Origin of the sequence: Nonomuraea sp. NPDC050663 (assembly GCF_044456985.1) — a bacterium.
In the GTDB taxonomy this organism is placed as follows: Bacteria; Actinomycetota; Actinomycetes; order Streptosporangiales; family Streptosporangiaceae; genus Nonomuraea.
Genome location: NZ_JBITGL010000005.1, coordinates 206,882 through 227,854, shown reverse-complemented (window position 1 = coordinate 227,854; position 20,973 = coordinate 206,882). Strand labels below are relative to the sequence as shown.

General features: G+C 70.4%; 19 protein-coding genes. 8 read left to right on the top strand and 11 right to left on the bottom strand.

The window, feature by feature from the left end:
• Positions 1-30: 30 nt before the first annotated feature.
• Together ACIBH1_RS18010 and ACIBH1_RS18005 are read right to left on the bottom strand one after the other, a co-directional pair.
• A complete protein-coding gene (locus ACIBH1_RS18010; protein WP_397314890.1) occupies positions 31-750 on the bottom strand; it encodes a phosphatase PAP2 family protein in 720 nt (239 codons plus the stop codon).
• On the bottom strand, positions 750-2,258 hold the full coding sequence (locus ACIBH1_RS18005) for a phospholipase D family protein (protein WP_397314889.1): 1,509 nt from the start codon (positions 2,256-2,258) through the stop codon (positions 750-752). The genes ACIBH1_RS18010 and ACIBH1_RS18005 overlap by 1 nt, the downstream gene beginning before the upstream one ends.
• A 196-nt stretch (positions 2,259-2,454) precedes the next feature.
• Here ACIBH1_RS18005 and ACIBH1_RS18000 point away from each other — a divergent pair, with 196 nt between their 5' ends.
• Positions 2,455-2,700, top strand: a complete 246-nt coding sequence (locus ACIBH1_RS18000) for a hypothetical protein (protein ID WP_397314888.1) — start codon at positions 2,455-2,457, stop codon at positions 2,698-2,700.
• Between the two features lie 31 nt (positions 2,701-2,731).
• Here the strand turns inward: ACIBH1_RS18000 and ACIBH1_RS17995 are convergent, their stop codons facing one another.
• On the bottom strand, positions 2,732-3,472 hold the full coding sequence (locus ACIBH1_RS17995) for a helical backbone metal receptor (protein ID WP_397314887.1): 741 nt from the start codon (positions 3,470-3,472) through the stop codon (positions 2,732-2,734).
• 71 nt (positions 3,473-3,543) lie between these two features.
• Between ACIBH1_RS17995 and ACIBH1_RS17990 the strand changes: the two genes are divergently transcribed.
• Positions 3,544-4,686, top strand: a complete 1,143-nt coding sequence (locus ACIBH1_RS17990; protein ID WP_397314885.1) for a Fic family protein — start codon at positions 3,544-3,546, stop codon at positions 4,684-4,686.
• Between the two features lie 187 nt (positions 4,687-4,873).
• Here the strand turns inward: ACIBH1_RS17990 and gatB are convergent, their stop codons facing one another.
• From gatB to gatC, 3 genes are read right to left on the bottom strand one after another with little or no spacing between them, the layout of a single operon-like run.
• Positions 4,874-6,361 carry an Asp-tRNA(Asn)/Glu-tRNA(Gln) amidotransferase subunit GatB gene (gene gatB, locus ACIBH1_RS17985; RefSeq protein ID WP_397314884.1) on the bottom strand — a complete coding sequence of 496 codons (1,488 nt, stop codon included), beginning with the start codon at positions 6,359-6,361 and terminating at the stop codon, positions 4,874-4,876.
• Positions 6,358-7,848, bottom strand: a complete 1,491-nt coding sequence (gatA, locus tag ACIBH1_RS17980) for an Asp-tRNA(Asn)/Glu-tRNA(Gln) amidotransferase subunit GatA (RefSeq protein WP_397314883.1) — start codon at positions 7,846-7,848, stop codon at positions 6,358-6,360. The genes gatB and gatA overlap by 4 nt, the downstream gene beginning before the upstream one ends.
• On the bottom strand, positions 7,845-8,144 hold the full coding sequence (gene gatC / locus ACIBH1_RS17975) for an Asp-tRNA(Asn)/Glu-tRNA(Gln) amidotransferase subunit GatC (protein WP_397314882.1): 300 nt from the start codon (positions 8,142-8,144) through the stop codon (positions 7,845-7,847). Before gatC ends, gatA begins: the two co-directional genes overlap by 4 nt.
• Positions 8,145-8,262: 118 nt before the next feature.
• Between gatC and ACIBH1_RS17970 the strand changes: the two genes are divergently transcribed.
• On the top strand, positions 8,263-8,727 hold the full coding sequence (locus tag ACIBH1_RS17970; RefSeq protein ID WP_397314881.1) for a GNAT family N-acetyltransferase: 465 nt from the start codon (positions 8,263-8,265) through the stop codon (positions 8,725-8,727).
• A 22-nt stretch (positions 8,728-8,749) separates the two neighbouring features.
• Here the strand turns inward: ACIBH1_RS17970 and ACIBH1_RS17965 are convergent, their stop codons facing one another.
• Positions 8,750-10,777 (bottom strand): putative bifunctional diguanylate cyclase/phosphodiesterase, encoded by a 2,028-nt coding sequence (locus tag ACIBH1_RS17965; RefSeq protein WP_397314880.1) that lies wholly within the window; start codon positions 10,775-10,777, stop codon positions 8,750-8,752.
• 147 nt (positions 10,778-10,924) lie between these two features.
• Between ACIBH1_RS17965 and ACIBH1_RS17960 the strand changes: the two genes are divergently transcribed.
• The 5 genes from ACIBH1_RS17960 to ACIBH1_RS17940 all read left to right on the top strand — a co-directional run bounded on the left by ACIBH1_RS17960 (position 10,925) and on the right by ACIBH1_RS17940 (position 14,858).
• Entirely contained in the window at positions 10,925-11,788 is an 864-nt protein-coding gene (locus tag ACIBH1_RS17960; protein WP_397314879.1) for a DUF4097 family beta strand repeat-containing protein, read from the top strand.
• Complete coding sequence (locus tag ACIBH1_RS17955; RefSeq protein WP_397314878.1) at positions 11,781-12,722, top strand: ATP-binding cassette domain-containing protein; 942 nt, start codon at positions 11,781-11,783, stop codon at positions 12,720-12,722. Before ACIBH1_RS17960 ends, ACIBH1_RS17955 begins: the two co-directional genes overlap by 8 nt.
• Positions 12,719-13,510: an ABC transporter permease gene (locus tag ACIBH1_RS17950; protein WP_397314877.1), complete on the top strand. Its 792-nt coding sequence runs from the start codon at positions 12,719-12,721 to the stop codon at positions 13,508-13,510. The genes ACIBH1_RS17955 and ACIBH1_RS17950 overlap by 4 nt, the downstream gene beginning before the upstream one ends.
• A 78-nt stretch (positions 13,511-13,588) precedes the next feature.
• Complete coding sequence (locus tag ACIBH1_RS17945; protein WP_397314876.1) at positions 13,589-14,386, top strand: intradiol ring-cleavage dioxygenase; 798 nt, start codon at positions 13,589-13,591, stop codon at positions 14,384-14,386.
• A 13-nt stretch (positions 14,387-14,399) separates the two neighbouring features.
• Positions 14,400-14,858: a GNAT family N-acetyltransferase gene (locus ACIBH1_RS17940; protein WP_397314875.1), complete on the top strand. Its 459-nt coding sequence runs from the start codon at positions 14,400-14,402 to the stop codon at positions 14,856-14,858.
• Here ACIBH1_RS17940 and ACIBH1_RS17935 read toward each other — a convergent pair.
• From ACIBH1_RS17935 to ACIBH1_RS17920, 4 genes are read right to left on the bottom strand one after another with little or no spacing between them, the layout of a single operon-like run.
• The gene (locus ACIBH1_RS17935) at positions 14,819-15,025 is read right to left on the bottom strand and encodes an EF-hand domain-containing protein (RefSeq protein WP_246379200.1); all 207 of its coding nucleotides are present in this window, start codon (positions 15,023-15,025) and stop codon (positions 14,819-14,821) included. The two genes, ACIBH1_RS17940 and ACIBH1_RS17935, sit on opposite strands and share 40 nt — an antisense overlap.
• Positions 15,026-15,027: 2 nt before the next feature.
• A complete protein-coding gene (ligA, locus tag ACIBH1_RS17930; protein ID WP_397314874.1) occupies positions 15,028-17,202 on the bottom strand; it encodes an NAD-dependent DNA ligase LigA in 2,175 nt (724 codons plus the stop codon).
• Between the two features lie 52 nt (positions 17,203-17,254).
• Positions 17,255-18,220, bottom strand: a complete 966-nt coding sequence (locus tag ACIBH1_RS17925; RefSeq protein WP_397314873.1) for a methionine synthase — start codon at positions 18,218-18,220, stop codon at positions 17,255-17,257.
• Between the two features lie 10 nt (positions 18,221-18,230).
• Positions 18,231-20,966: a histidine kinase gene (locus ACIBH1_RS17920; protein WP_397314872.1), complete on the bottom strand. Its 2,736-nt coding sequence runs from the start codon at positions 20,964-20,966 to the stop codon at positions 18,231-18,233.
• Positions 20,967-20,973: the final 7 nt, after the last annotated feature.

The window sequence follows — 20,973 nt, the reverse complement described above, 5'->3', positions numbered from 1 at the left end:
GATTTCAGATATTCGATGACTTGCCCGTGCCTAGTGATGGGAGATCTCCTTTGCCGCTTCGGGTTCCACTCCTTCCACGACCGGCTCGGCGGGACGGCGGCCGCTGTCGCGGCGCCAGCGCTCGAAGGCGATCGTGGTCGCCGCGATGACGGCGATGCCCAGCAGTACCCCTCCCACGGCGTCACTCACCCAGTGCACGCCCAGCGCGACCCGGGTGTAGGCGACCGACAGGGCGAGGAAGCCCGCGATCACCCACGCCCAGATCCGCATTTTTCGCTTCATGACCGGCAGCAGCATCAGCACGACGATCCCCGCGCCCATCGTGGCCGTCATCGCATGGCCCGACGGGAACGACTCCCCCGGCGCGAGTGCCAGAGGATCGGGGAAGACCGGCCTCGCACGGTCGGTGAGTGCCTTCAGCGCCAGATTGAGCAGGCCGCCGACCGTGATCGTGACGACCGCCCAGACGGCCAGCCGCCGGGCGCCGCGATAGGCCACCCACGCGGCCAGCGCCAGGACGGCGATCCGCCACGGCCACGGCCCGAACACCTCGCTCCACACGTTGATCAGCTGCGTGCGGAGCGGGCGCGCCAGGCCGTAGGAGTTCATGGCCTCGGCGACCATCTGGTCCAGCCGGTGAAGAGGCGGGAAGACCACCTTCACCAGGATCGTGATCAGCAGGAAGGGGATGCTGACCGCCGCCACCACGGCGGAGGCCAGGGTCAGATTGACAGTGAGGTTCTTGGCCATCAGAAGCTTCCCGATCTCCTCAGCGCCGGCGGGCGCCCGTCGGGATCCACCGCCACCTTGTACAGGGGGTAGACGAGCCTGCGGCGCCACCTGGTCAGTTCGGTCGGAGGGTGCGGGCGCAGCCGTCCCGGCGGCCGCGGGCCCTTGCACCCGGACTCGTGCCACGACTCCAGCCGGTCGGCCGACTCCCTGAACGCCTCGAAGACGTCCTCGGGCGGGTCGTCGTCGTCCAGGTGCTCGGCGGCCAGCGTGCGCCGCAGGCCGCGGGCGAAACTGTGGTCGAGCACCGCGCAGCTCAGCTCGGAGTCGTAACTCCACGAGCGCAGGTTCACGTTGTCGGAGCCGACCGAGGCCCACGTGTCATCGACCACGCAGACCTTGGCGTGCACGTAGACCGGCACGCCGTCATGGTTCTCCAGGTCGTACACCGCCACCCGGTCGCCACCGGCCCGCAACAGCCTCGCCAGCGCGTCGGCCCGCCCGATCTGGCTCGCCGGCCCCGCCAGCCAGCCGTCCTGGTCCGGGTAACGCGGGACCACGATGATCATCCTGAGCTCCGGCGAGTCCTGCAGCGCCCGCGCGAACGGCTCGACCACCTCGGTGGACCACAGGTACTGGTCCTCCAGGTAGACCAGCTCGCGCGCGTTCCTCAACACCTTGCCGTACGCCCTGGCCACGCTGAACTCCCCCAGCGGGGCGAACGGATAGGCCCACCTGCGATACGGATAGGTCCTGAGCAGCTGTACGGCATGCGGCCCCACCGGGTCGGGCGGCGGACCCGGCTTGGGCAGCGGCGGCACATCGTCCATGTGCGAGAAGTGGTCGCGCAACCTCCTGAACGGCTGACGCGTCTCCGGCGCCGGATCCTCCCAGCGCTCGCAGAACACCTTCTCCACCTCGGCCACGGCCGGACCCTTGATCGCCACTTGCACGTCGTGCCACGGCGGGCGCTCGCCGTACACGTCAGGCATCGGCGCCGCCTGCGGATCACCCCGGTGACTCGCGTCGTCACGCCGGCTGTGACACAGATCGATGCCGCCGACGAAAGCCACATCGTCCTGCGGGCGCCGGTCATGACGGATGATCACGAACTTCTGATGATGCGAACCGCCCGGCCGTACCCGCGTGTCCAGCAGCGCCTGGCCGCCCGCCTCCTCGATCTTCTCCCCCAGATGCCGGTTCTCCTCGGCACTGAAGCGCAACTGGTCGAGATGGGAACGCCAGATCAGGCCCCTGACCAGGGCGCCCCTCGCGGCCGCCTGCGCCATGACCTCGGCCACCCCCGGCCCGTCATCGGTCAGCCGCTCGTCCGGATCGCCCCGCCAGTCGGTGAACAGCAGCAGGTCGTCCTTCTCGAGGGCGTCCATGCACGCCTTGAGTTCTGAGAAGTAGGTGGCTCCGTGAATCAGCGGGCGCACGAGGTTCCCCGTCGTCCAAGGCTCCAGCTTGGTCGCGGGGTTGCCGCGCTCCTGCGCGGTCAGGAACCACTCCTCCGGCTTGATGGGCACCCTGACCTGGCTACCCGGCTAGATGGCGATCATGCTGCCGCATTTCCCTGGAATCGCAGAGTAATCAGGCGATAGCCTTCCGTGCATGGTCACCCCTCACCATGAGGCGCTCCATCGGATATTCCAGGAGTTCCCCTCGTCCTTGGCAGGACTGCGGGGAACGACAGCGTTCGAGTATTGGAGCAGAATGATGAGTATGCGGAGCATCGACTACCAGACGGTCCTCGAGCAGGAGGGCATGGCCAAAGGCCTGGCCAAAGGCATGGCCAAGGGCGTCGCCAAGGGGCTGGCGCAGGCGGTCCTGCGGGTCCTCGCCCGCAATGAGGTCGAGGTGAGCGACGAGGCCCGCGCCCGCATCGAGTCCTGCACCGAGGCCGACGTCCTGGAGCGATGGCTCGACCAGGCCTTCGAGGTCACCACCGCCGACGAACTGTTCGACTGATCGCCGCAGCGGGCCGGCGCTCCCGGCCCGCTCAGTCGATCGCCAGGGCAGCCGGCGCCTCCACCAGGCTCGGCCCGTACCACGTCAGATACCGCCCACTGACCAGCACGACCTGCTGTCCAGGAAAGCACTCCGGCCCATCCTCGGCAGTGAACATGTAGGGCTCGTCCGGCAGAATCACCAGATCCGGCCCCCTGCCGACCAGCTCATCCACAGGCACCTTCGGATACCGCTCCTCGTGCCCTTCGTACAGGTTGTCGATCCCCAGCCTGCGCAGCACATCCCCCGTGAAGGTCCCACTGCCCACCACCATCCACGGCCTGCGCCAGATCGGAATGACCGCCGTCCGCCGCCTCCCCGCCTGTGGCAGATCACCCCAGACCCGCTCAGCCTCACCCAGCCATGACGGCTTGGGCGTACGGCAGGCTTGCTCGAACATCCTGCCCAGCGACTCGAAGGCCTCCTCGACGGTGCGGATCCTGGTCACCCACACGGCGATGCCCTGGTCGCGGAGAGCCTGAAGGTCGGGCTCCCGGTTCTCCTCGAAGTTGGCGAGCACCACGTCGGGCTTCAGCGCCACGATCTTCGCCACGTCCGGGTTCTTCGTGCCCTTCACCCTCGTGACGTCGAGGTCCTCGGGATGCGTGCACCAGTCGGTCGCGCCGACGAGCTTGCCCGTGGAGGCCACGGATTCGGTGAGGGAGGGCACGAGCGACACGATGCGGTCGACTCGCTCCGGCACATCGACATCGATACCCAGGTCGTCTCGCACGCTTTCACCCTAGTCGCGCCGGACGTGATTCCGGCATGAAACAATGATTGCGTCAATGTATGATTGCTTACATGCTCTACGAGACGCCCGCGCTCACTTCGGAGGACACGAGAGTTCTCCAGGAGATCGAGGCCGCGCGGAGCGACCTGCGCCATCAGGTCCACAACACCCCCGCCAAATGGACCGCCGGTCTGCGAAAGTTCCTCGCCGCCGACGCCATCGCCGCGTCCAACTCGATCGAGGGTTTCAAGGTCTCCACCATCGACGTGGAAGACCTGATGGCTGGTGAACGGGACGTCGACGTCACCGAGGAGAACCGCGAAGAGACCCTCGCCTACCAGCGGATGATGACCTACATCCAGTCACTGCACGACGCGCCCGGCTTCGACTACAGCACCGGCCTCATCAACGCCCTGCACTGGATGCTTCAAGGTCATCGGCACTCCCCTCGCAAGCCCGCCGGCCAGTGGCGACGAGGCCCCGTCTACGTCACCGACACCCGCGACCCCAGCATCGCCGCCTACACGGCCCCTGACGCGTCTCTGGTGCCCGGCCTCATGGAGGAGCTCGTCGGCTGGCTCGACGCCGACGACGCCACCAGCCCGCTGATCCGAGCAGCCATGGCGCACCTGCACCTGGTCTCGATCCACCCCTGGGCCGACGGCAACGGCAGGATGTCGCGCTCGCTGCAGACCTTGCTCATCTCCAGAGACGGCACCCTGGCGCCGGAGTTCTCCTCCATCGAGGCATGGCTCGGCCGTCCTGGCAACACGTGGGAGTACTACGCGGTGCTCGCCCGCCGAGGCGCGGTCTACCGCCCTGATCAGGATGTGGCCGAATGGATCCGCTTCAACCTCACCGCCTACCACCAGCAGGCGCAAGCGGTGCGTGCCCGGCTCGGTCGTTCCAACCAGGTGTGGATCCTTCTCGAGGAATTCGCCCGGCAGCGCGGGCTCGATGAGCGGATGGTGACCGCACTCCACGACGTCGCGGTCTCCGGACGCGTACGGCGCAGCCGCTACGAAGCCGCGGAAGGGCTGAGCGTGCAACAGGCCCAGCGTGATCTGCGCGACATGGTGACCGCCCAGGTGCTCACACCTGTGGGCAAGACCCGCGCGCGGTTCTACACCGTGGGGCCAGCCTTTCCCGGGCCGCCGTTGGAGCTTGCCCGGACGCCGTTCTCGCTGGCGGATCCCTACCGGGGCGACATCTGAGCGGGCCCGGGACGCGCATCCGCTTTTGCTGGAACCCGCAAGTGATTGCGGGATGGCCCCGTGCGGGGTGCCGATGGCGCCCAGGGCCATCGGCCTCGGGGGCGTGGGGGTGGGCCGAAGGACCACCCCCACTGAACACAGCCCGAGCACGACGCGCCGAAGGCGCCCGACCCGGCGAGGCCCGAGCCTAGGAGGTGGCGAGCTTCTCCAGGATGATCTCCCGGGCCCGCCCGGCGTCGGCCTTGCCCCTGGAGGCCTTCATGACCGCACCCACCAGGGCGCCGACCGCCGCGACCTTGCCGCTGCGGACCTTCTCGGCCGCGTCGGCGTTGTCCGCGAGCACCTGGTCGATGATCGCCAGCAGTTCTCCTTCGTCGGCGATCTGCAGCCCGCGGCCGGCGATGACCTCGTCGGCCGAGCCTTCGCCGGCGAGGATGCCCTCGAGGGCGGCCCGTGCCAGCTTGTCGTTGAGCGACCCGGAGGCCACCAGCTCGGAGACGCGGGCCACGTCGCCCGGGGTGATGGGCAGGTCGGCGAGTGTTGCGCCCGTCTCGTTGGCACGGCGGGCGAGCTCGCCCATCCACCACTTGCGCGCGTCGGCGGCGGGGGCGCCGGCGGCGATGGTCGCCTCGACGAGGTCGATGGCGCCGGCGTTGTACATGGACTCCATGTCGTGGTCGCTGACGCCCCATTCGGACTGCAGGCGCTTGCGCTTGACGCTCGGCAGCTCCGGCAGGCTGTCGCGGAGGGTGGCGACCCAGGCGGGGTCGGGGGCGATGGGGACCAGGTCGGGGTCGGGGAAGTAGCGGTAGTCCTGGGCTTCTTCCTTGGAGCGGCCGGAGGTGGTGGTGCCGGTGTCTTCGTGGAAGTGCCTGGTCTCCTGGATGATCTTCTCGCCGGAGGCCAGCAGGAAGGCCTGGCGTTCGATCTCGCCGCGCACGGAGCGCTCGACCGAGCGGAAGGAGTTGACGTTCTTGGTCTCGGTGCGGGTGCCCCAGGGGGCGCCCGGCTCGTTGAGCGAGACGTTGACGTCGAAGCGCATCGAGCCCTGGTCCATGCGCACGTCGGAGACGCCGAGCGAGCGCATGATCTCGCGCAGCTCCACTCCGTAGGCGCGGGCGACCTCGGGGGCCATCGCGCCGGTGCCGGTGATGGGCTTGGTGACGATCTCGACCAGCGGGATGCCCGCGCGGTTGTAGTCGACGATGGAGTAGTCGGCGCCGTGGATGCGGCCGGTCGCGCCACCGACGTGGGTGGACTTGCCGGTGTCTTCTTCCAGGTGCACGCGCTCGATCTCGACGCGGTAGGTCTGGCCGCCCACTTCGACGTCGAGGTAGCCGTCGAAGCACAGCGGCTCGTCGTACTGCGAGATCTGGTAGTTCTTCGGCATGTCCGGATAGAAGTAGTTCTTCCGGGCGAAGCGGCACCATTCGGCGATGGAGCAGTTCAGCGCCAGGCCGATGCGGATGGTCGCCTCGATGGCGGCCTCGTTGGCCACCGGCAGCGAGCCGGGGAAGGCCAGGCAGATCGGGCAGACCTGGGTGTTGGGCTCGGCGCCGAAGCCGGTCGCGCAGCTGCAGAACATCTTCGAGGCGGTGCCGAGCTCGACGTGGGTCTCCAGGCCGAGCACGGGCTCGAAGCGCTCGAGCGCCTTGTCAAAAGCGATCACGCTCATAGCGCGGGAGCCTCCTTGAGCAGCGGGCCGCCCCAGCGGGCCTCGAAAGCCTTCTCCAGCACGGCGCCGACGCGGTAGCAGCGGTCGTCGCCGAGCACCGGGGCCATGATCTGCAGGCCGACCGGCAGGTTGTCCTCGTCGGCCAGGCCGCACGGGATGGAGATCGCCGCGTTGCCCGCCAGGTTGGACGGGATGGTGCACAGGTCGGCGAGGTACATCGCCATCGGGTCGTCGGCGCGCTCGCCGATCGGGAAGGCGGTGGTCGGCGTGGTCGGCGAGATGAGCACGTCGACCTGGCCGAAGGCGGCCTCGAAGTCGCGCGCGATCAGGGTGCGGACCTTCTGCGCCTGGCCGTAGTAGGCGTCGTAGTAGCCCGACGACAGGGCGTAGGTGCCGAGCATGATGCGCCGCTTGACCTCGGGGCCGAAGCCGGCGGCGCGGGTGAGCGCCATGACCTCCTCGGCGCTGCGGGTGCCGTCGTCGCCGACGCGCAGGCCGTACCGCATGGCGTCGAACCTGGCCAGGTTCGACGAGCACTCGGAGGGCGCGATCAGGTAGTAGGCAGGGAGCGCGGTGTCGAAGGACGGGCAGGAGACCTCGACGATCTCGGCGCCCAGCGACTCGAGCATCTTGACGGCGTCGTTGAAGCGGGAGATCACGCCGGGCTGGTAGCCGTCGCCGGCGAATTCGCGCACGATGCCGACCCGCATGCCCGAGATGTCGCCGGCCTGGGCCGCCGCCACCACGGAGGGCACGGGGGCGTCGATGGAGGTGGAGTCCATCGGGTCGTAGCCGGAGAAGGCCTCGTGGAGCAGCGCCGCGTCGTGGACGTTGCGGGCGAAGGGCCCGGGGGTGTCGAGCGAGGAGGCGAAGGCGATGAGGCCGTAGCGCGAGGAGCCGCCGTAGGTCGGCTTCATGCCCACGATGCCGGTGACGGCGGCGGGCTGGCGGATCGAGCCGCCCGTGTCGGTGCCGGTCGACAGCGGCGCCTGGTAGCCCGAGACCGCGGCGGAGGAGCCGCCGGAGGAGCCGCCGGGGATGCGCGACAGGTCCCACGGGTTGCGCGTGACGCCGTACGCGGAGTTCTCCGTGGAGGAGCCCATGGCGAACTCGTCGAGGTTCGTCTTGCCCAGGATGACCAGGCCGGCCGCGCGCAGGCGCGCGGTGACGGTGGCGTCGTACGGCGGGCGCCAGCCTTCGAGGATCTTCGAGGCGGCGGTGGTGGGCATGTCGCGCGTGGCGAAGATGTCCTTGTGCGCGATCGGCACGCCGGCCAGCGGCCCGAGCTGCTCGCCGGAGGCGATGCGCGCGTCGACCTCGCGGGCCTGCGACAGCGTCACCTCGCGGTCGACGTGCAGGAAGGCGTGGAGCTTGGGCTCGGTGGCCTCGATGCGGTCGAGGTGGGCGGTGGCCACCTCGACGGCGGAGACCTCACCGGAGGCGACCAGCGCGCCCAGCTCGGCGGCGGTCTTGTGGATCAAGCTCATGCCTCCTCCCCGAGGATGCGCGGCACCCGGAAGCGGTCGTCCTCGACGGCGGGCGCGCCGGAGAGCGCCTGCTGGGGCGTGAGGGACTGTCGCACCTCGTCGGCGCGGAAGACGTTGGTCAGGGGCAGCGCGTGCGACGACGGCGGCACATCCTCGGCGGCGATCTCGGCCACCTTCGCGACCGACCCGATGATCACATCGAGCTGGGTCGCGTAGTGACTGAGTTCGTCGTCCGTGAGCGCCAATCTGGACAGCTTGGCCAGGTGGGCGACCTCGTCGCGGGTTATGGCGGACATGAGTCGGTGAACCCGTTTCGTGGTTGGGCGGGGCTTATTCGTGACCTCGACAGGCTCGGTCACACGGTCACCTGTCATCCTAGAGGGCATGACGGAGAGCGACCGAACCGTTAACACGGTGGAAATCCGCGACGAGCTCCCAGAGGACCGCGAGGCGGTGTGGCAGGTGGAGGCGGACGCCTTCGGGCGTCCCGACGAGGCCGACCTGCTCGCCAAGCTGGAGCCGGACAAGGCCTTCTCGCTGGTCGCGACCGTCGGCGGGGAGGTCGTGGGCCACGTGCTGTTCACCTGGCTGCCGATCAGCGAGCACCGGGCGCTCGCGCTGGCCCCGCTGGCCGTACGGCCCGGCGCGCAGGGCAAGGGCGTCGGCGGCGAGCTGGTACGGCAGGGCCTGGCCAGGGCCCGCGCCCTGGGGGTGCCGGCCGTGGTGGTGCTGGGCGATCCCGCCTACTACGGGCGGTTCGGGTTCGCCCACGATCCCAAGATCACCCAAAGCTACGGATGGCCGGACGAGGCCTTCCAGGTCGTGAAATATCGAGAAATCGCGGGTGAGGCCGCCTATCCCCAGGGGTTCTTCCTGTAGAGCAGGCAGAACTCGCCGCCCGTCAGACGAACACAGAATCGGCGTGCGAGCGCAGCCACAAGGTGGCGTCGGCCGCCGTCATGGGCTGCGAGAACAGCCAGCCCTGCCCCATGTCGCATCCCATGGCGACCAGGCGCTTGGCGACGTCGTCGGACTCGACGCCCTCGGCGACGGAGCGCAGCCCGAGCGAGCGCACCAGGTCGACGATGGAGCGCACGATGCGCTCGTCGTCCTGCGAGTCGACGATGCGGCTGACGAACGACGCGTCGATCTTGACCTCGGAGACGGCCAGCCGCTGCAGCCTGATCAGGGAGGAGTATCCGGTGCCGAAGTCGTCGAGCGAGAGCGGCACGCCGAGCGCGGCCAGCGCCTTGATGGTGTCGTGCGCCTGCTCGCCGGTCAGGACGCGCTCGGTGACCTCCAGCTGGATGGCGTCGGGCGGCAGCCGGTAGCGGGCCAGCCCCACTTCGAGCTGGTCGGGCAGGGCGGAGTCGAGCAGGTCGCGCGCGGAGACGTTGACGGCGATCTGCACGCGCAGCCCGGTGTGCCACCAGCGGGCGGCCTGCTCCAGTGCTCCCTCGATGACGTATTCGGTCAGCTGCCGCATCAGGTAGGACTGCTCGGCCAGCGGGATGAACTCCGAGGGCGCGACCTGCCCGCGCACGGGGTGGCGCCATCGCAGCAGCGCCTCCATGCCGCGCACCCGCCCGGTGTCGAGGTCGACCTTGGGCTGGTAGTTCAGGCGCAGCTGGCGGTTCTCCAGCGCCCTGCGCAGGTCGCCGAAGAGCGAGAGCCGTTCCGGCGAGTTGCGGTCCTTGTCGGCCTGGTAGAACTCGACGCCGGTGCGCGCCTGCTTGGCCTGGTACATGGCGACGTCTGAGCGTTGCAGCAGCAGTTCGAAGTCGGGCGCGTGATCGGGGTAGAGCGCGATGCCCACGGAGCCGTCGAGGTCGAACGACATGCCTTCCAGCCTGATCGGCTCGGTCAGCGCGACCCTGAGCCTGGCGGCCACCTCGCGGGCGGCCTGGATGTCGCGCACCTTGGGCAGCAGCACCGCGAACTCGTCGCCGCCGAGCCGGGCGACCACGTCGCCGGGCCGTACGGTGTGGGTCAGCCGGTGGGCGATGGTCTGCAGCAGCCGGTCGCCGACGGGGTGGCCGAGCGTGTCGTTGATCTGCTTGAGCCCGTGGGTGTCCATGAGGAAGAAGCCGACCTTCTCCCCCTCGCGCGCCTCGGCCAGGGCCTCCTCGGTGGCGACGGCGAGCAGCTTGCGGTTGGGCAGGCCGGTGAGCTCGTCGTGCATGGCCTGGTGGTCGCGGCGCATGGAGAGCGTGGCGGTGAAGTAGACGGCGACGAGGGGCGCCACGAAGAGCGGCACGAGGGTGGGCGACCACTTCATCACGACGACGACCAGGGGGGCCAGGCCCAGGAGCCCGGAGTAGACGAGTGCCTGCGGCCCGATGGAAGCGCGCAGCACCCGCACGATGGACCGCCGCTCGTGCAGCGCGACGGCGCCGCTGACGAGCAGGCCGCGGGTGGTGAAGTAGGCGATTCCCGCGACCGCGATGGCCACCAGCGACGAGCCGTCGGGCACCCAGGTCTCGTCGGGGGTGGGCACGATGCCGAAGAGGCCGAGCACCACCGCGGCGGCGGTCAGGGCGAGCGTGGACTGGGCGGTGTTGAAGGTCACGCGGTGCCAGGCCTTGCGGGTCGCCAGGGCGTTGAAGATCACCGCCACGGCCTGCATGAGCGCGGCCACCGGCAGTCCGTAGTGGAGCAGGACGGCGAAGGTGAACATGGTGGAGGGGTAGGTGCCGCCGACCATCGTCTGCGACGACAGCATGACCGGGCGCAGCTCTCCCAGGACGACCAGGACGCCGAGCACCCAGAACAGCGGTGAGCGCGCCAGTTCCGCCAGTTCGGCGAAGCCGAGGCGCACCTGGCCCACCGCGAGCGCGGTGAGACCGATCACGGTCACCGCGGCCAGGTAGCCCCACAGGGGCGTGCCTGCGCGTGGTCCCGTGTCGCGGGTGTCATTCGGGTCGGTCATCGAAAACTTCAACCCCCATGAGTTCTCTAAGGGAGAGTACGGCCTTTGCTCCACTTCGCGAAACCAGTCGGGTACGTTCCGTCACTAATTGCCAGTTGGCACCACAGTGGAGTTGACATGGCACCATCATGACCCCATAGTGGAGCCATGCCCGCTTACGAGACTCCAGACCCGATCCACGTGATCGTCGAGCTCGCGCTGGGAGACCTGAGAGTCAGCGCGAGCGACCGCACCGACACCGTGGTGCGGCTGCAACCGAAGAACCCCGGCAGCAAGGCCGACTGCGACGCGGCCGCGGGGGCCCGCGTCGAGTTCGCCGGCGGCACGCTCGGCGTCAAGACCTTCACCCCCGGCCTCATCGACTCGATGTTCGGCCGGATCGGCGGCGTCGACGTGCTGGTCGAACTGCCGGCCGGCTCCACCGTCGACGCCGTCATCCACGGCCTGCTGCGCTGCGAGGGCAGGCTCGGCGACTGCCGGTTGGAATCCGCCTACGGCGACGTCGCCGCGGACGAGACCGGGCGACTGCGCGCCCGTGCCGGCTACGGCGACATCGCCGTCGGCCGGATCGCCGGCAAGGCCGACCTTGACGCCGGCTATGGCACCATCCACGCCGGCTCGATCGCCGGACCGGCGGTGATCAAGAACACCAGCGGCGACACCTCGGTCGACCTCGTCGAGGACGACCTGCGCGTCAACACCGCCAGCGGCGACATCACCATCGGCCGGGCGCTCAACAACGTCACCGTCAAGACCGCCAACGGCCACGTGCGCGTCGACGAGGTCGTCAGCGGGGTGGTGCAGCTGGAGACGGCCCACGGCTCCATCGACGTCGGGGTGCGGCGGGGCAGCGCCACCTGGCTCGACATCGACTCCACCTACGGGGCCGTGCGCATGGAGATGGACCCCCGCACCATCACGCAGGCAGAAGACGCCGTCGAGGTGCGCGCCCGCACCGGCTACGGCGACATCCACATCCACCGCTCGGACAAGGAGCTCCCCCATGGCTAACGCCATCGAAGCGACCGGCCTGGTCAAGACGTACGGCAAGCACACGGCGCTCGACGGCATGGACCTGGTCGTCCCCGAGGGCACCGTGCTGGGCCTGCTCGGCCCCAACGGCGCGGGCAAGACCACCACCGTGCGCATCCTGACCACCCTGATCAGGCCGGACTCCGGGCAGGCCAGGGTCGCCGGATACGACGTCGTGCGCGAGGCCCCCAAGCTGCGCAAGGTCATCGGCGCCTCCGGGCAGTACGCAGCCGTCGACGACCACCTGACCGGCGCGGAGAACCTGGAGATGGTCGGCAGGCTCTACCACCTGGGCGTCAAGCGGAGCAGGCAACGGGCCAGAGAGCTCCTGGACCGCTTCGACCTGGCCGAGGCGGGCGACCGTCCGGTCAAGGGCTACTCGGGAGGCATGCGCAGGCGCCTGGACCTGGCCGCCACGCTGGTCGCCCAGCCGCCGGTGCTCTTCCTCGACGAGCCCACCACCGGCCTGGACCCCCGCGCCCGCATCGCCCTCTGGGACGTGATCGCCGAGCTGGTGCGCGGTGGCACCACGCTGCTGCTCACCACGCAGTACCTGGAGGAGGCCGACCGGCTGGCCGACTCCATCGCCGTGGTCGACCACGGCAGGGTCATCGCCCGTGGCACCGCCGACCAGCTCAAGGACCAGGTGGGCGGCGACCGCATCGAGCTCTCGGTGACCAGCGGGCGCGACTTCGAGCACGCCCTGCGTCTGTTGGCGCCGCTCTCGGCGGGCGAGCCCACGCTCGACCGCGAGGCCTTCCACATGACCATGCCGGTCGCGCAGGGCGCCGCGTCGCTGACGACCGCCCTCGGCAAGCTCGCCGCCGACGGCATCGCCGTACGGGACGCCGGTCTGCGCCGCCCCACCCTTGACGACGTCTTCCTCACCCTGACTGGAGAAGTGACCACGTGACCACCGCCCTGGCCGACGGCCTGACCATCGCCAAGCGCAACGTCATCAAGATCAAGCGCACCCCCGACCTGCTCGGCAGCGTGGTGACCTTCCCGATCGTGTTCGTGCTGATGCTCGTCTACGTCTTCGGCGCCATGATCGAGATCCCAGGCATGTCCTACGCGGAGTACATGATCCCCGGCATCTTCGTGCAGACGGTGGTCATGAGCTCCCAGATCACCGGCTACACCCTCGTGCTCGACCTGCAGAAGGGCATCTTCGACCGGTTCCGGACCCTGCCGATGGCGCCGTCGGCGGTGCTGACCGGGCAGACCCTGGGCGACGTGCTGATGAACGCCGCCAGCATCCTCGTCATGTCGCTGATGGGCCTGCTGGTCGGCTGGCGGATCAACGGCTCGCCGCTGGAGGCGGTCACCGCCTTCGCGGTCCTGCTCTTCTTCGCCTACGCCTTCTCGTGGGTGACCGCCACGGTGGCGCTGGCCCTGCGCACCCCCGAGGTGTTCAACAACATCGCCACCATCGTGACGTTCCCGATCATGTTCCTGTCGAACATCTTCATCGACAGCAGCCGCCTGGCCGGTCCGCTGCAGGCCATCGCCGAGTGGAACCCGGTCTCCGCGGTCACCCAGGCGCTGCGGGAGCTGTTCGGCAACACCAGCTCCGCGCTGCCGGTGCCGGACGCCTGGCCGCTGCAGCACCCGCTCCTGGCCACGCTGGGCTGGTCGGTGGTGCTCCTGCTGGTGTTCGTGCCCCTGGCCACCCGTCTCTACAAGCGCTCGGTCAGCTAGCCGATTCTCAGGAAGGCCACAGCTCCGCGAGCTGTGGCCTTCACCCGTTTCTCAGCCACGGTTCCTAGCCTCGAAACCATGACAGCCGACCATCACGAAGGCCAGCGCGTCAGCCGCAGGCGCATCATCGCCGGCATCGGCTCGATCGGCCTGGGCGCGATCCTGACCGCCTGCTCGACCAGCCGGGCCGGAGCCCCCGCCGCGGTGGCGACCACCGAGGGCACGGCCTCCATCACTCCGCGGACGGCGCCGGCCACCGGCCTCGACGCCATGTTCGCCCGGGCGGGCACCTGCACGCTCACCGAGGCCACCACCCAGGGCCCGTACTACTTCGACGCCGACAAGGTGCGCAGCGACATCCGCGAGGACCGTCAGGGGGTACGGCTGGCGCTCGCGATCAAGGTCCAGGACAGCGAGAAGTGCACGCCGATCCCCGACGCGGTGGTCGAGATCTGGCACTGCGACGCGGCGGGTCTCTACTCGGGCGCGGAGGCGATGTCGCGGGGCGAGGGCGGCGGCGGCATGGGAGGCGGCGACCTGGAGCCTCAGGACGGCAAGCGCTACCTGCGCGGCGCCCAGGTCACCGACCAGGACGGCATCGTGCGCTTCACCACGATCTGGCCCGGGTGGTACCGCGGGCGCACCGTCCACATCCACGCCATGGTGCACGTGGGCGACCAGCGCACGCTCACCACCCAGGTGATCTTCCCCGAGGACCTCAACACCGAGGTGCTCCAGCAGCAGCCCTACACCGGGCAGGGCGAGCGCGACACCTTCAACGACGACGACGGGATCGCCGGCGAGAGCACGATGCTGGTCGTGGCCGAGGAGGGCGACGGCTACCAGGCCGTGGCGATTTTCGGCGTCAACCCTTGAAATAATCGGTCAGGTGACCTGGAACCTCCGCAAAGCCCACCAAACCGATGTCGACTTCCTGGCCGAGCTGCGCGCCGAGGTCCTCCGTCCCGACCTGGAGCGCCTGGGCAGATACGACGGCCAGAGGGTACGGCGGCGCATGCACGACACGTTCTCGCCCGAGCACACCTCGATCATCGTCGTCGACGGCGAACCCGCAGGCTCGGTCACCCTGCGCCCCGGCGACGACGGCTGGTGGCTGGAGCACTTCTATCTCTCCCCCGCCCTGCAGGGCAGGGGGATCGGCACCGCCGTCCTCGACAGCCTGCTCGCTCGGCTGGAAGGGCACCGGGTCCGGCTCAACGTGCTGCAGGGCAGCGCCGCTCGCCGGTTGTACGAGCGGCACGGCTTCGTCGTCGACTCCCAGGACCCGGTCGACATCTACATGAGCCTTCAGCCCAGCAGCCGGACGAACTCCTCGAAGGAGATCTGACCGTCGCCGTCGGCGTCGGCAGAACCCGACAGGGCGGCCAGTCCTTCCGGGCCGATCTGCGGGAACTTCCGCAGGAACTCGGCCTGGCTGATCTGCCCGTCGCCGCTCTGGTCGATCTCCTCGAAGAGCTGCTTCAGCTCAGCGAGCCGCTCCGCCGTCACTTCCATGGTCAGGCCTCTTCCTTGATCGCGACTTCGGCGGCGGCCTCCGGTCCCTGCTCCAGCAGGACACCGAACCCCGCCTCGTCGAGGATCGGCACGCCCAGGGAAACCGCCTTGTCATACTTTGACCCGGCATTCTCCCCCATCACGAGGAACGAGGTCTTCTTCGACACCGAACCGGAGACCTTGCCGCCCCGGCTCGTCAGCGCGTCGGCGGCGGAGTCGCGGGTGTAGCCCTCCAGCGACCCGGTGACGACGAAGGTCATGCCTTCGAGCGTCTGCGGGCCCTTGACGGGCGCCGGGCCGTCGTCCTCCATGCGCACCCCGGAAGCCCGCCACCGCTCGACGATCTCGCGGTGCCAGTCGACCTCGAACCACTCCTTGACCGTGGCGGCCACGCGCGGCCCGATGCCCTCGACCGCGGCCAGCTCCTCCTCCGTGGCGTTCATGATGGCGTCGATGGAGCGGAAGTGGCCGGCGAGGTCGACGGCGGTGGGCGGCCCGACGTGCCGGATCGAGAACGCGACCAGGACCCGCCACAACTCCTTGTCCCTGGCCTTCTCGAGCTCGTCGATCAGGCGCAGGGCGCCCTGCGACGGCTCCCCGTTGAGGTTGGAGAACAGCGAGACCACCTTCACCTCGCCCGTCTTGGGGTCGGGCTTGGGCAGGCCGGTCTCCTGGTCGCGCACGATGGAGCGGATCGGGACGAGCTTGTCGAGCGTGAGCTCGAACAGGTCGGCCTCGGTGCGCACGACCGGCTCCTGGCCCTCGACGGGCTGGGTCAGCGCGGTCGCCGCGACGTAGCCCAGGCCTTCGATGTCGAGGGCCTTGCGCGCGGCCGCGAAGAAGACCCGCTCGCGCAGCTGCGCGGGACAGCTGCGGGCGTTGGGGCAGCGCAGGTCGGCGTCGCCCTCCCTCTCGTAGGCCAGGGTGGTGCCGCAGGCCGGGCACTCGGTCGGCATCACGAACGCCCGCTCCGAGCCGTTGCGCAGCTCCGCGACCGGCCCGACGATCTCGGGGATCACGTCGCCCGCCTTGCGCAGCACGACCGTGTCGCCGATCAGCACGCCCTTCTTCTCGACGATCGCCGCGTTGTGCAGCGTGGCCCGCTCGACCGTCGATCCGGCGACCACGATCGGCTCCATCACCGCGAACGGCGTGACCCGGCCGGTGCGCCCGACGCCCACCTGGATGTCGAGGAGCTTGGTGTTGACCTCCTCCGGCGGGTACTTGAACGCGATCGCCCAGCGCGGCGCCCGCGAGGTCGAGCCCAGCTCGCGCTGCACGCGGAAGCGGTCGGCCTTGACCACCACGCCGTCGATCTCGTAGGCCGGGTCGTGGCGGTGCTCGGCGTAGTAGTCGATGTAGGAGACGATCTCCGTCAGCCCCGGCACGACCTTGTACAGGTCGCTCACCGGCAGGCCCCACTCGCGCAGCCTGTCGTAGATCGCCGACTGCGCCTGCGGCGGCTGCCCGCCGTCCTCCCACACGCCGATGCCGTGGACCAGCATGGCCAGCGGCCGCTGCGCGGTGATGCGCGGGTCCTTCTGGCGCAGCGTGCCCGCCGCGGCGTTGCGCGGGTTGGCGAAGGGCGGCTTGCCCTCGGCGACGAGCTGCTCGTTGAGCTTCCTGAAGTCGTCGACGGGGATGTAGACCTCGCCGCGGATCTCCACCAGCGACGGCACGCCCTCGCCCTTGAGACGGTGCGGGATGCCCTTGATCGTGCGCACGTTGGCGGTCACGTCGTCGCCGATCCGCCCGTCGCCGCGCGTGGCGCCGCGTTCCAGCCTGCCGTCGCGGTAGACCAGCGCGACGGCCAGGCCGTCGATCTTCAGCTCGCAGAGGTACGGCCCGGCGTCGCCTTCCGCCAGCCGCTCCGCCCTGGTCTGCCAGGCGCCCATGTCGTCGGCGCTGAAGGCGTTGTCGAGGCTCTCCATCTTCTGGAGGTGCTCGACCTTGGCGAAGTCCGTCGAGACCGGCGCGACCTTCTGGGTCGGGGAGTCGGGGGTCTGGAGGGAGGGATGGTCCTCCTCCAGCTTGACCAGCTCGCGATACCACGTGTCGAACGTCGCGTCCGTCACGACCGGGGCGTCGAGCACGAAGTACTTCCAGCGCGCGTCGTCGATCAGCTCGCTCAGCTCGGCGTGGCGCTTCCTCGCCTCGATGGGGACCTCACTCGTCATGAGGCCAAACTATCTCGCGGCACCGACACGTACAGAGCGCTCGACCTCGGCTTTAATCGCGGTCCGCGAGGACCTCCGCCGCCTGGCGCACCGCGGTCAGCGCCTGCCTGGCATAGCCCGGCGTGGCGCCCGCCAGCCCGCACGAGGGCGTCAGCACGACCTGCTCGGCCAGCCGTACCGGATCGAAGGCCAGCCGGTCCCACAGGCGCAACGCCGGCTCGGCCACCTTGGCGGGCTTGGGCAGCACGCTGTCGACGCCCGGCACCACGCCCAGGAAGAACAGCACCCCCGCCTCGACCGCCTCGCCGATCGAATCCTCGTCGCGCCTGCTCATGACGAAGGTGTCCATCGAGATGCCGCGCACCCCCGCCACCCGCAGCGCCCTGATCGGCACGTTGCGCGCGCAGCAGTGGACCACGGGCCGGTCGAAGCCCTTGAAGGACTCGATCACCACGTGCTCCTCGATCGCCCGCAGCCGCCCGAACCCGGAGGCCGTCGGCACGGTGCCGCGCAGCGCCGCGGGCAACGACGGCTCGTCGAGCTGCAGCACGACCTCGGTCACCCCGGGCAGGCGCCTGCGCACCGCGGCCACGTGGTCGGCCACGCCCTGGGCCAGGGACGCGGTCAGGTCGCGCACGGCGCCCGGGTCGGACAGCACCTTGTCGCCATGGGGCAGCTCGATCGACGCCGCCAGGGTCCACGGCCCGGCCACCTGGAGCTTCAGCGGCCCCTCGTAGGCGTGGCCGATCTCCTCCAGCCCGTCGAGGTCACGCGAGAGGTGGTCGAGAGCCCGCCTGTGGTCGCGCCCGGGCCGCCCGGTCAGCCGCCACCCGGACGGCTGCACCTCGACCGGCAGCTCGACCAGCAGCCCCGCCGCCCGCCCGATCATGTCGGCGCCCACGCCCCGAGCGGGCAGCTCGGGAAGGTACGGCAGGCCGGGGACCTCGCCGAAGACGACGCGCAGCGCCTCGAGGTGATCTTCGCCGGGATGCGACCCGACGCCGGTGGCGGAGAACATGGCTCCCAGCCTAGAGCGGCAGCAGAGCCTCCACGGACGTGCCTCCGCCCGGCCGGGGCTGCACCGTCCAGGCGCCGCCCACCTCGGTGGCGCGTTCCCGCATCGAGGTGAGGCCGATCCCCGGCGCGGCCGAGGGGGAGACGCCCGCGCCGTCGTCGTCCACGCGGACCCGCAGCACCCCGTCCTGCCTGCTCAGCCGTACGACCGCGCGCGTGGCACCGGCGTGGCGCCGCACGTTGGTCAGCGCCTCCAGCACGATCCGGTAGGCGGCCAGCTCGACCTGCGGCGGCAGGTCGCCCGCATCGGCCACCTCCAGATCCACCTCGAGCCCTGGCACGTCGGCCGCCTCGCGCAGCGCGCCTTCCAGTCCCAGGTCGTCGAGGACCGGCGGGCGCAGCCCCGCCACCAGCGACCGCACCGACACGACGGCGCCGCGCAGCTCCTCCTGGGCACGTTCCAGCAGGCCGGGAGCGGGCGCGTGGCGTGCCGCGTCGAGCATCATGACCACCCCGGTCAGCGCGGGGCCGAGGCCGTCGTGCAACTCCCTGGCCAGGCGGCGCCGCTCCTGCTCGCGTGTGACGCGGATGCGCTCGCGCGAGCGCCGCAGATCCTCCGCCAGCCGTACGGCATGAGCCAGCTCGGCCAGGTGCTTGGCCATCACGGCCAGCCGTTCCCTGCCGGCCCCGACACCGGCGGCGACGCCACCCGAGACGAGCAGCGTGCCCGCGGACTCGCCCTGCCACGACAGCGGCAGGCTGCGCGGCCGTGGACCGATCCTGCCGTCGGCGTACCGTTCGTCGCCGACCTCCACGGCCACGCCGCGCGCGTTCGTGGACCATCGCAGCAACCTGATCGCGCTGGCCAGCGCCTCGTCCGGGCTCTCGGCCTGCTGGGACGTCCGGCTCAGCCGGTCGGCCTCCCGGTAAGGGTCGCGCTCGACGCCGAAGACCCGGTCGACCGAGCCCTGCAGCCGAAGGCGCAGCGGATGCGCCACCGCGCCGACCGCCAGCGTGGCCGCCAGGCCCGCGACCGGCCCGTAGCCACCGGCCAGCCGGTCGCCCGCCCAGATCATGACGGTGTTGGCGATCGCCAGCACGCCGGCGAGCGAGACGTAGACCATGGTCCTGTTGAGGGCGACGCGGATGCCGTAGAACCCGCGCCGCACGACGGCGGCCACGATCGAGATCGGCGCCCCCGCGAGCAGCAGCAACTGGATGGCGACCAGCACCACGTCGCCGGGGTCGGACGCGAACACCACCCTGGCCACCCAGAACGCCATGAAGGCCGCCATCGTCCCGACGAACCAGACGATCTGGCCGCGCACCTCCCGCCCCGCCGCCCTGTAGCGGAAGGCCAGGGAGAGCACCGCGAGCGAGTACAGCGGCACCATGACCCAGCCGATGTGCGTCTCGGCCAGCCACGGCAGCCCGCCCAGCGCCTCCACGCCGACCGGGTTGTCGAGCGGCAGCAGGATCTCCTTCTCCGGGTCGGGCATGAGCGCCATGAGCGTCGAGTGGCCGGCGCACAGGGCGACGAGGCCCCACCACACCGGCCGCCACCGGCGCGACGGCAGCCGGCCGTCGGGGAAGAGCAGCGGCAGGAACCCGCTGAAGGCGGTGACCGGGTAGACCCAGGCCCAGACCGACAACCACGCGAGGGGGACGTAGGCGGCGTGCCCCGGCTCGGTCAGGTGGATCCAGTTGGAGGCGCACAGGGCCAGGGAGTACAGCGCCCAGACCAGGCCGCCGGTCCACATGATCCACGCGACGACCAGGCGGGGCCGGTAGGTGATGAGGAAGGCTCCGGCAGGAGGGAACAGGGTGCCGATGGGGTCGACGGGCTGCATGATCGCGGTCCAGCCGGTGCGCCAGGCGAACCAGGCCGCCGCCGCGACGGCCACGTTGGAACCGATCGCGCCCGCCCACACCGCGATCACCAGCGCTCGGCGGCGGGGGGACCAGGGTGGGGCGGGATCGTTCCCGAACACCGCCTCCTTCGAGCCGGGGCGGGCCGAGGAGGGTGAGCGCGGAGGGTCGGGGAGGTGCATGCCGTAGACCAGGTTGCGCACGCTCTCCACGGCGTCGGCCAGCCGGGTCCGCGCGGTCAGCAGCAGGTCGCCGTCGGCGGCGCCCGATCCGCGTGCGCGGCCGAGCAGGTCGACCAGCCCGGTGAGCGTCACCCCCAGGCCGTCCTGGAGGACGCGCAACAACCGCCCGCGCTCCTCCTCCCGCGCGGCCAGCAGCCGCTCGTGCGCGCGCCGCAGATCCTCGGTCAGCCGGACGGCGTGCGCGACCTCCGCGAGGTGCCTGGCCAGGCTGTCGACCAGCGCGGCATCCGGGCGGCGTCCCACGACGGTCAGGCGTCCCACCGGCCGCCCGTGCCAGACCAGCTTCGTCTCGTGCGCCTCCCCCTCCAGCGACCCGTCGCTGACCGCCGCCGACCCGTCGACCTCGACGAGCACGCCGTCCGCGCCCAGCGTCTGCCTGATGGCCACCGCCCCCGACGCCAGCGCCTCCCCCGGCCCGCTCGCCGCCTGCACACTGCGTGAGAGCCGGTCGGCCAGCAGATAGGGATCCCGCTCGACCCCGAACAGGGGCCGCAGGCGCTGCCGTACCGGATGGAACAGGGCGCCGGCCGCCAGCGCGGCCACCAGCCCGTCCACGGAGACGGCGAGCAGCCCGAAGTAGACGGCCGCGACCACCCCAGCCACCACCCCGTAGACGGCCGCCCGTCGTAAACCGCGCATGAGGCCG

What these genes read in the sequence shown, in the direction of transcription:
- ACIBH1_RS18010 (WP_397314890.1), bottom strand. Translation starts at nt 750, where the DNA reads ATGGCCAAGAACCTCACTGTCAATCTGACCCTGGCCTCCGCCGTGGTG.
- ACIBH1_RS18000 (WP_397314888.1), top strand. Translation starts at nt 2,455, where the DNA reads ATGCGGAGCATCGACTACCAGACGGTCCTCGAGCAGGAGGGCATGGCC.
- ACIBH1_RS17990 (WP_397314885.1), top strand. Translation starts at nt 3,544, where the DNA reads ATGCTCTACGAGACGCCCGCGCTCACTTCGGAGGACACGAGAGTTCTC.
- gatB (WP_397314884.1), bottom strand. Translation starts at nt 6,361, where the DNA reads ATGAGCGTGATCGCTTTTGACAAGGCGCTCGAGCGCTTCGAGCCCGTG.
- gatA (WP_397314883.1), bottom strand. Translation starts at nt 7,848, where the DNA reads ATGAGCTTGATCCACAAGACCGCCGCCGAGCTGGGCGCGCTGGTCGCC.
- gatC (WP_397314882.1), bottom strand. Translation starts at nt 8,144, where the DNA reads ATGTCCGCCATAACCCGCGACGAGGTCGCCCACCTGGCCAAGCTGTCC.
- ACIBH1_RS17965 (WP_397314880.1), bottom strand. Translation starts at nt 10,777, where the DNA reads ATGACCGACCCGAATGACACCCGCGACACGGGACCACGCGCAGGCACG.
- ACIBH1_RS17960 (WP_397314879.1), top strand. Translation starts at nt 10,925, where the DNA reads ATGCCCGCTTACGAGACTCCAGACCCGATCCACGTGATCGTCGAGCTC.
- ACIBH1_RS17955 (WP_397314878.1), top strand. Translation starts at nt 11,781, where the DNA reads ATGGCTAACGCCATCGAAGCGACCGGCCTGGTCAAGACGTACGGCAAG.
- ACIBH1_RS17945 (WP_397314876.1), top strand. Translation starts at nt 13,589, where the DNA reads ATGACAGCCGACCATCACGAAGGCCAGCGCGTCAGCCGCAGGCGCATC.
- ACIBH1_RS17935 (WP_246379200.1), bottom strand. Translation starts at nt 15,025, where the DNA reads ATGGAAGTGACGGCGGAGCGGCTCGCTGAGCTGAAGCAGCTCTTCGAG.
- ligA (WP_397314874.1), bottom strand. Translation starts at nt 17,202, where the DNA reads ATGACGAGTGAGGTCCCCATCGAGGCGAGGAAGCGCCACGCCGAGCTG.
- ACIBH1_RS17925 (WP_397314873.1), bottom strand. Translation starts at nt 18,220, where the DNA reads ATGTTCTCCGCCACCGGCGTCGGGTCGCATCCCGGCGAAGATCACCTC.
- ACIBH1_RS17920 (WP_397314872.1), bottom strand. Translation starts at nt 20,966, where the DNA reads ATGCGCGGTTTACGACGGGCGGCCGTCTACGGGGTGGTGGCTGGGGTG.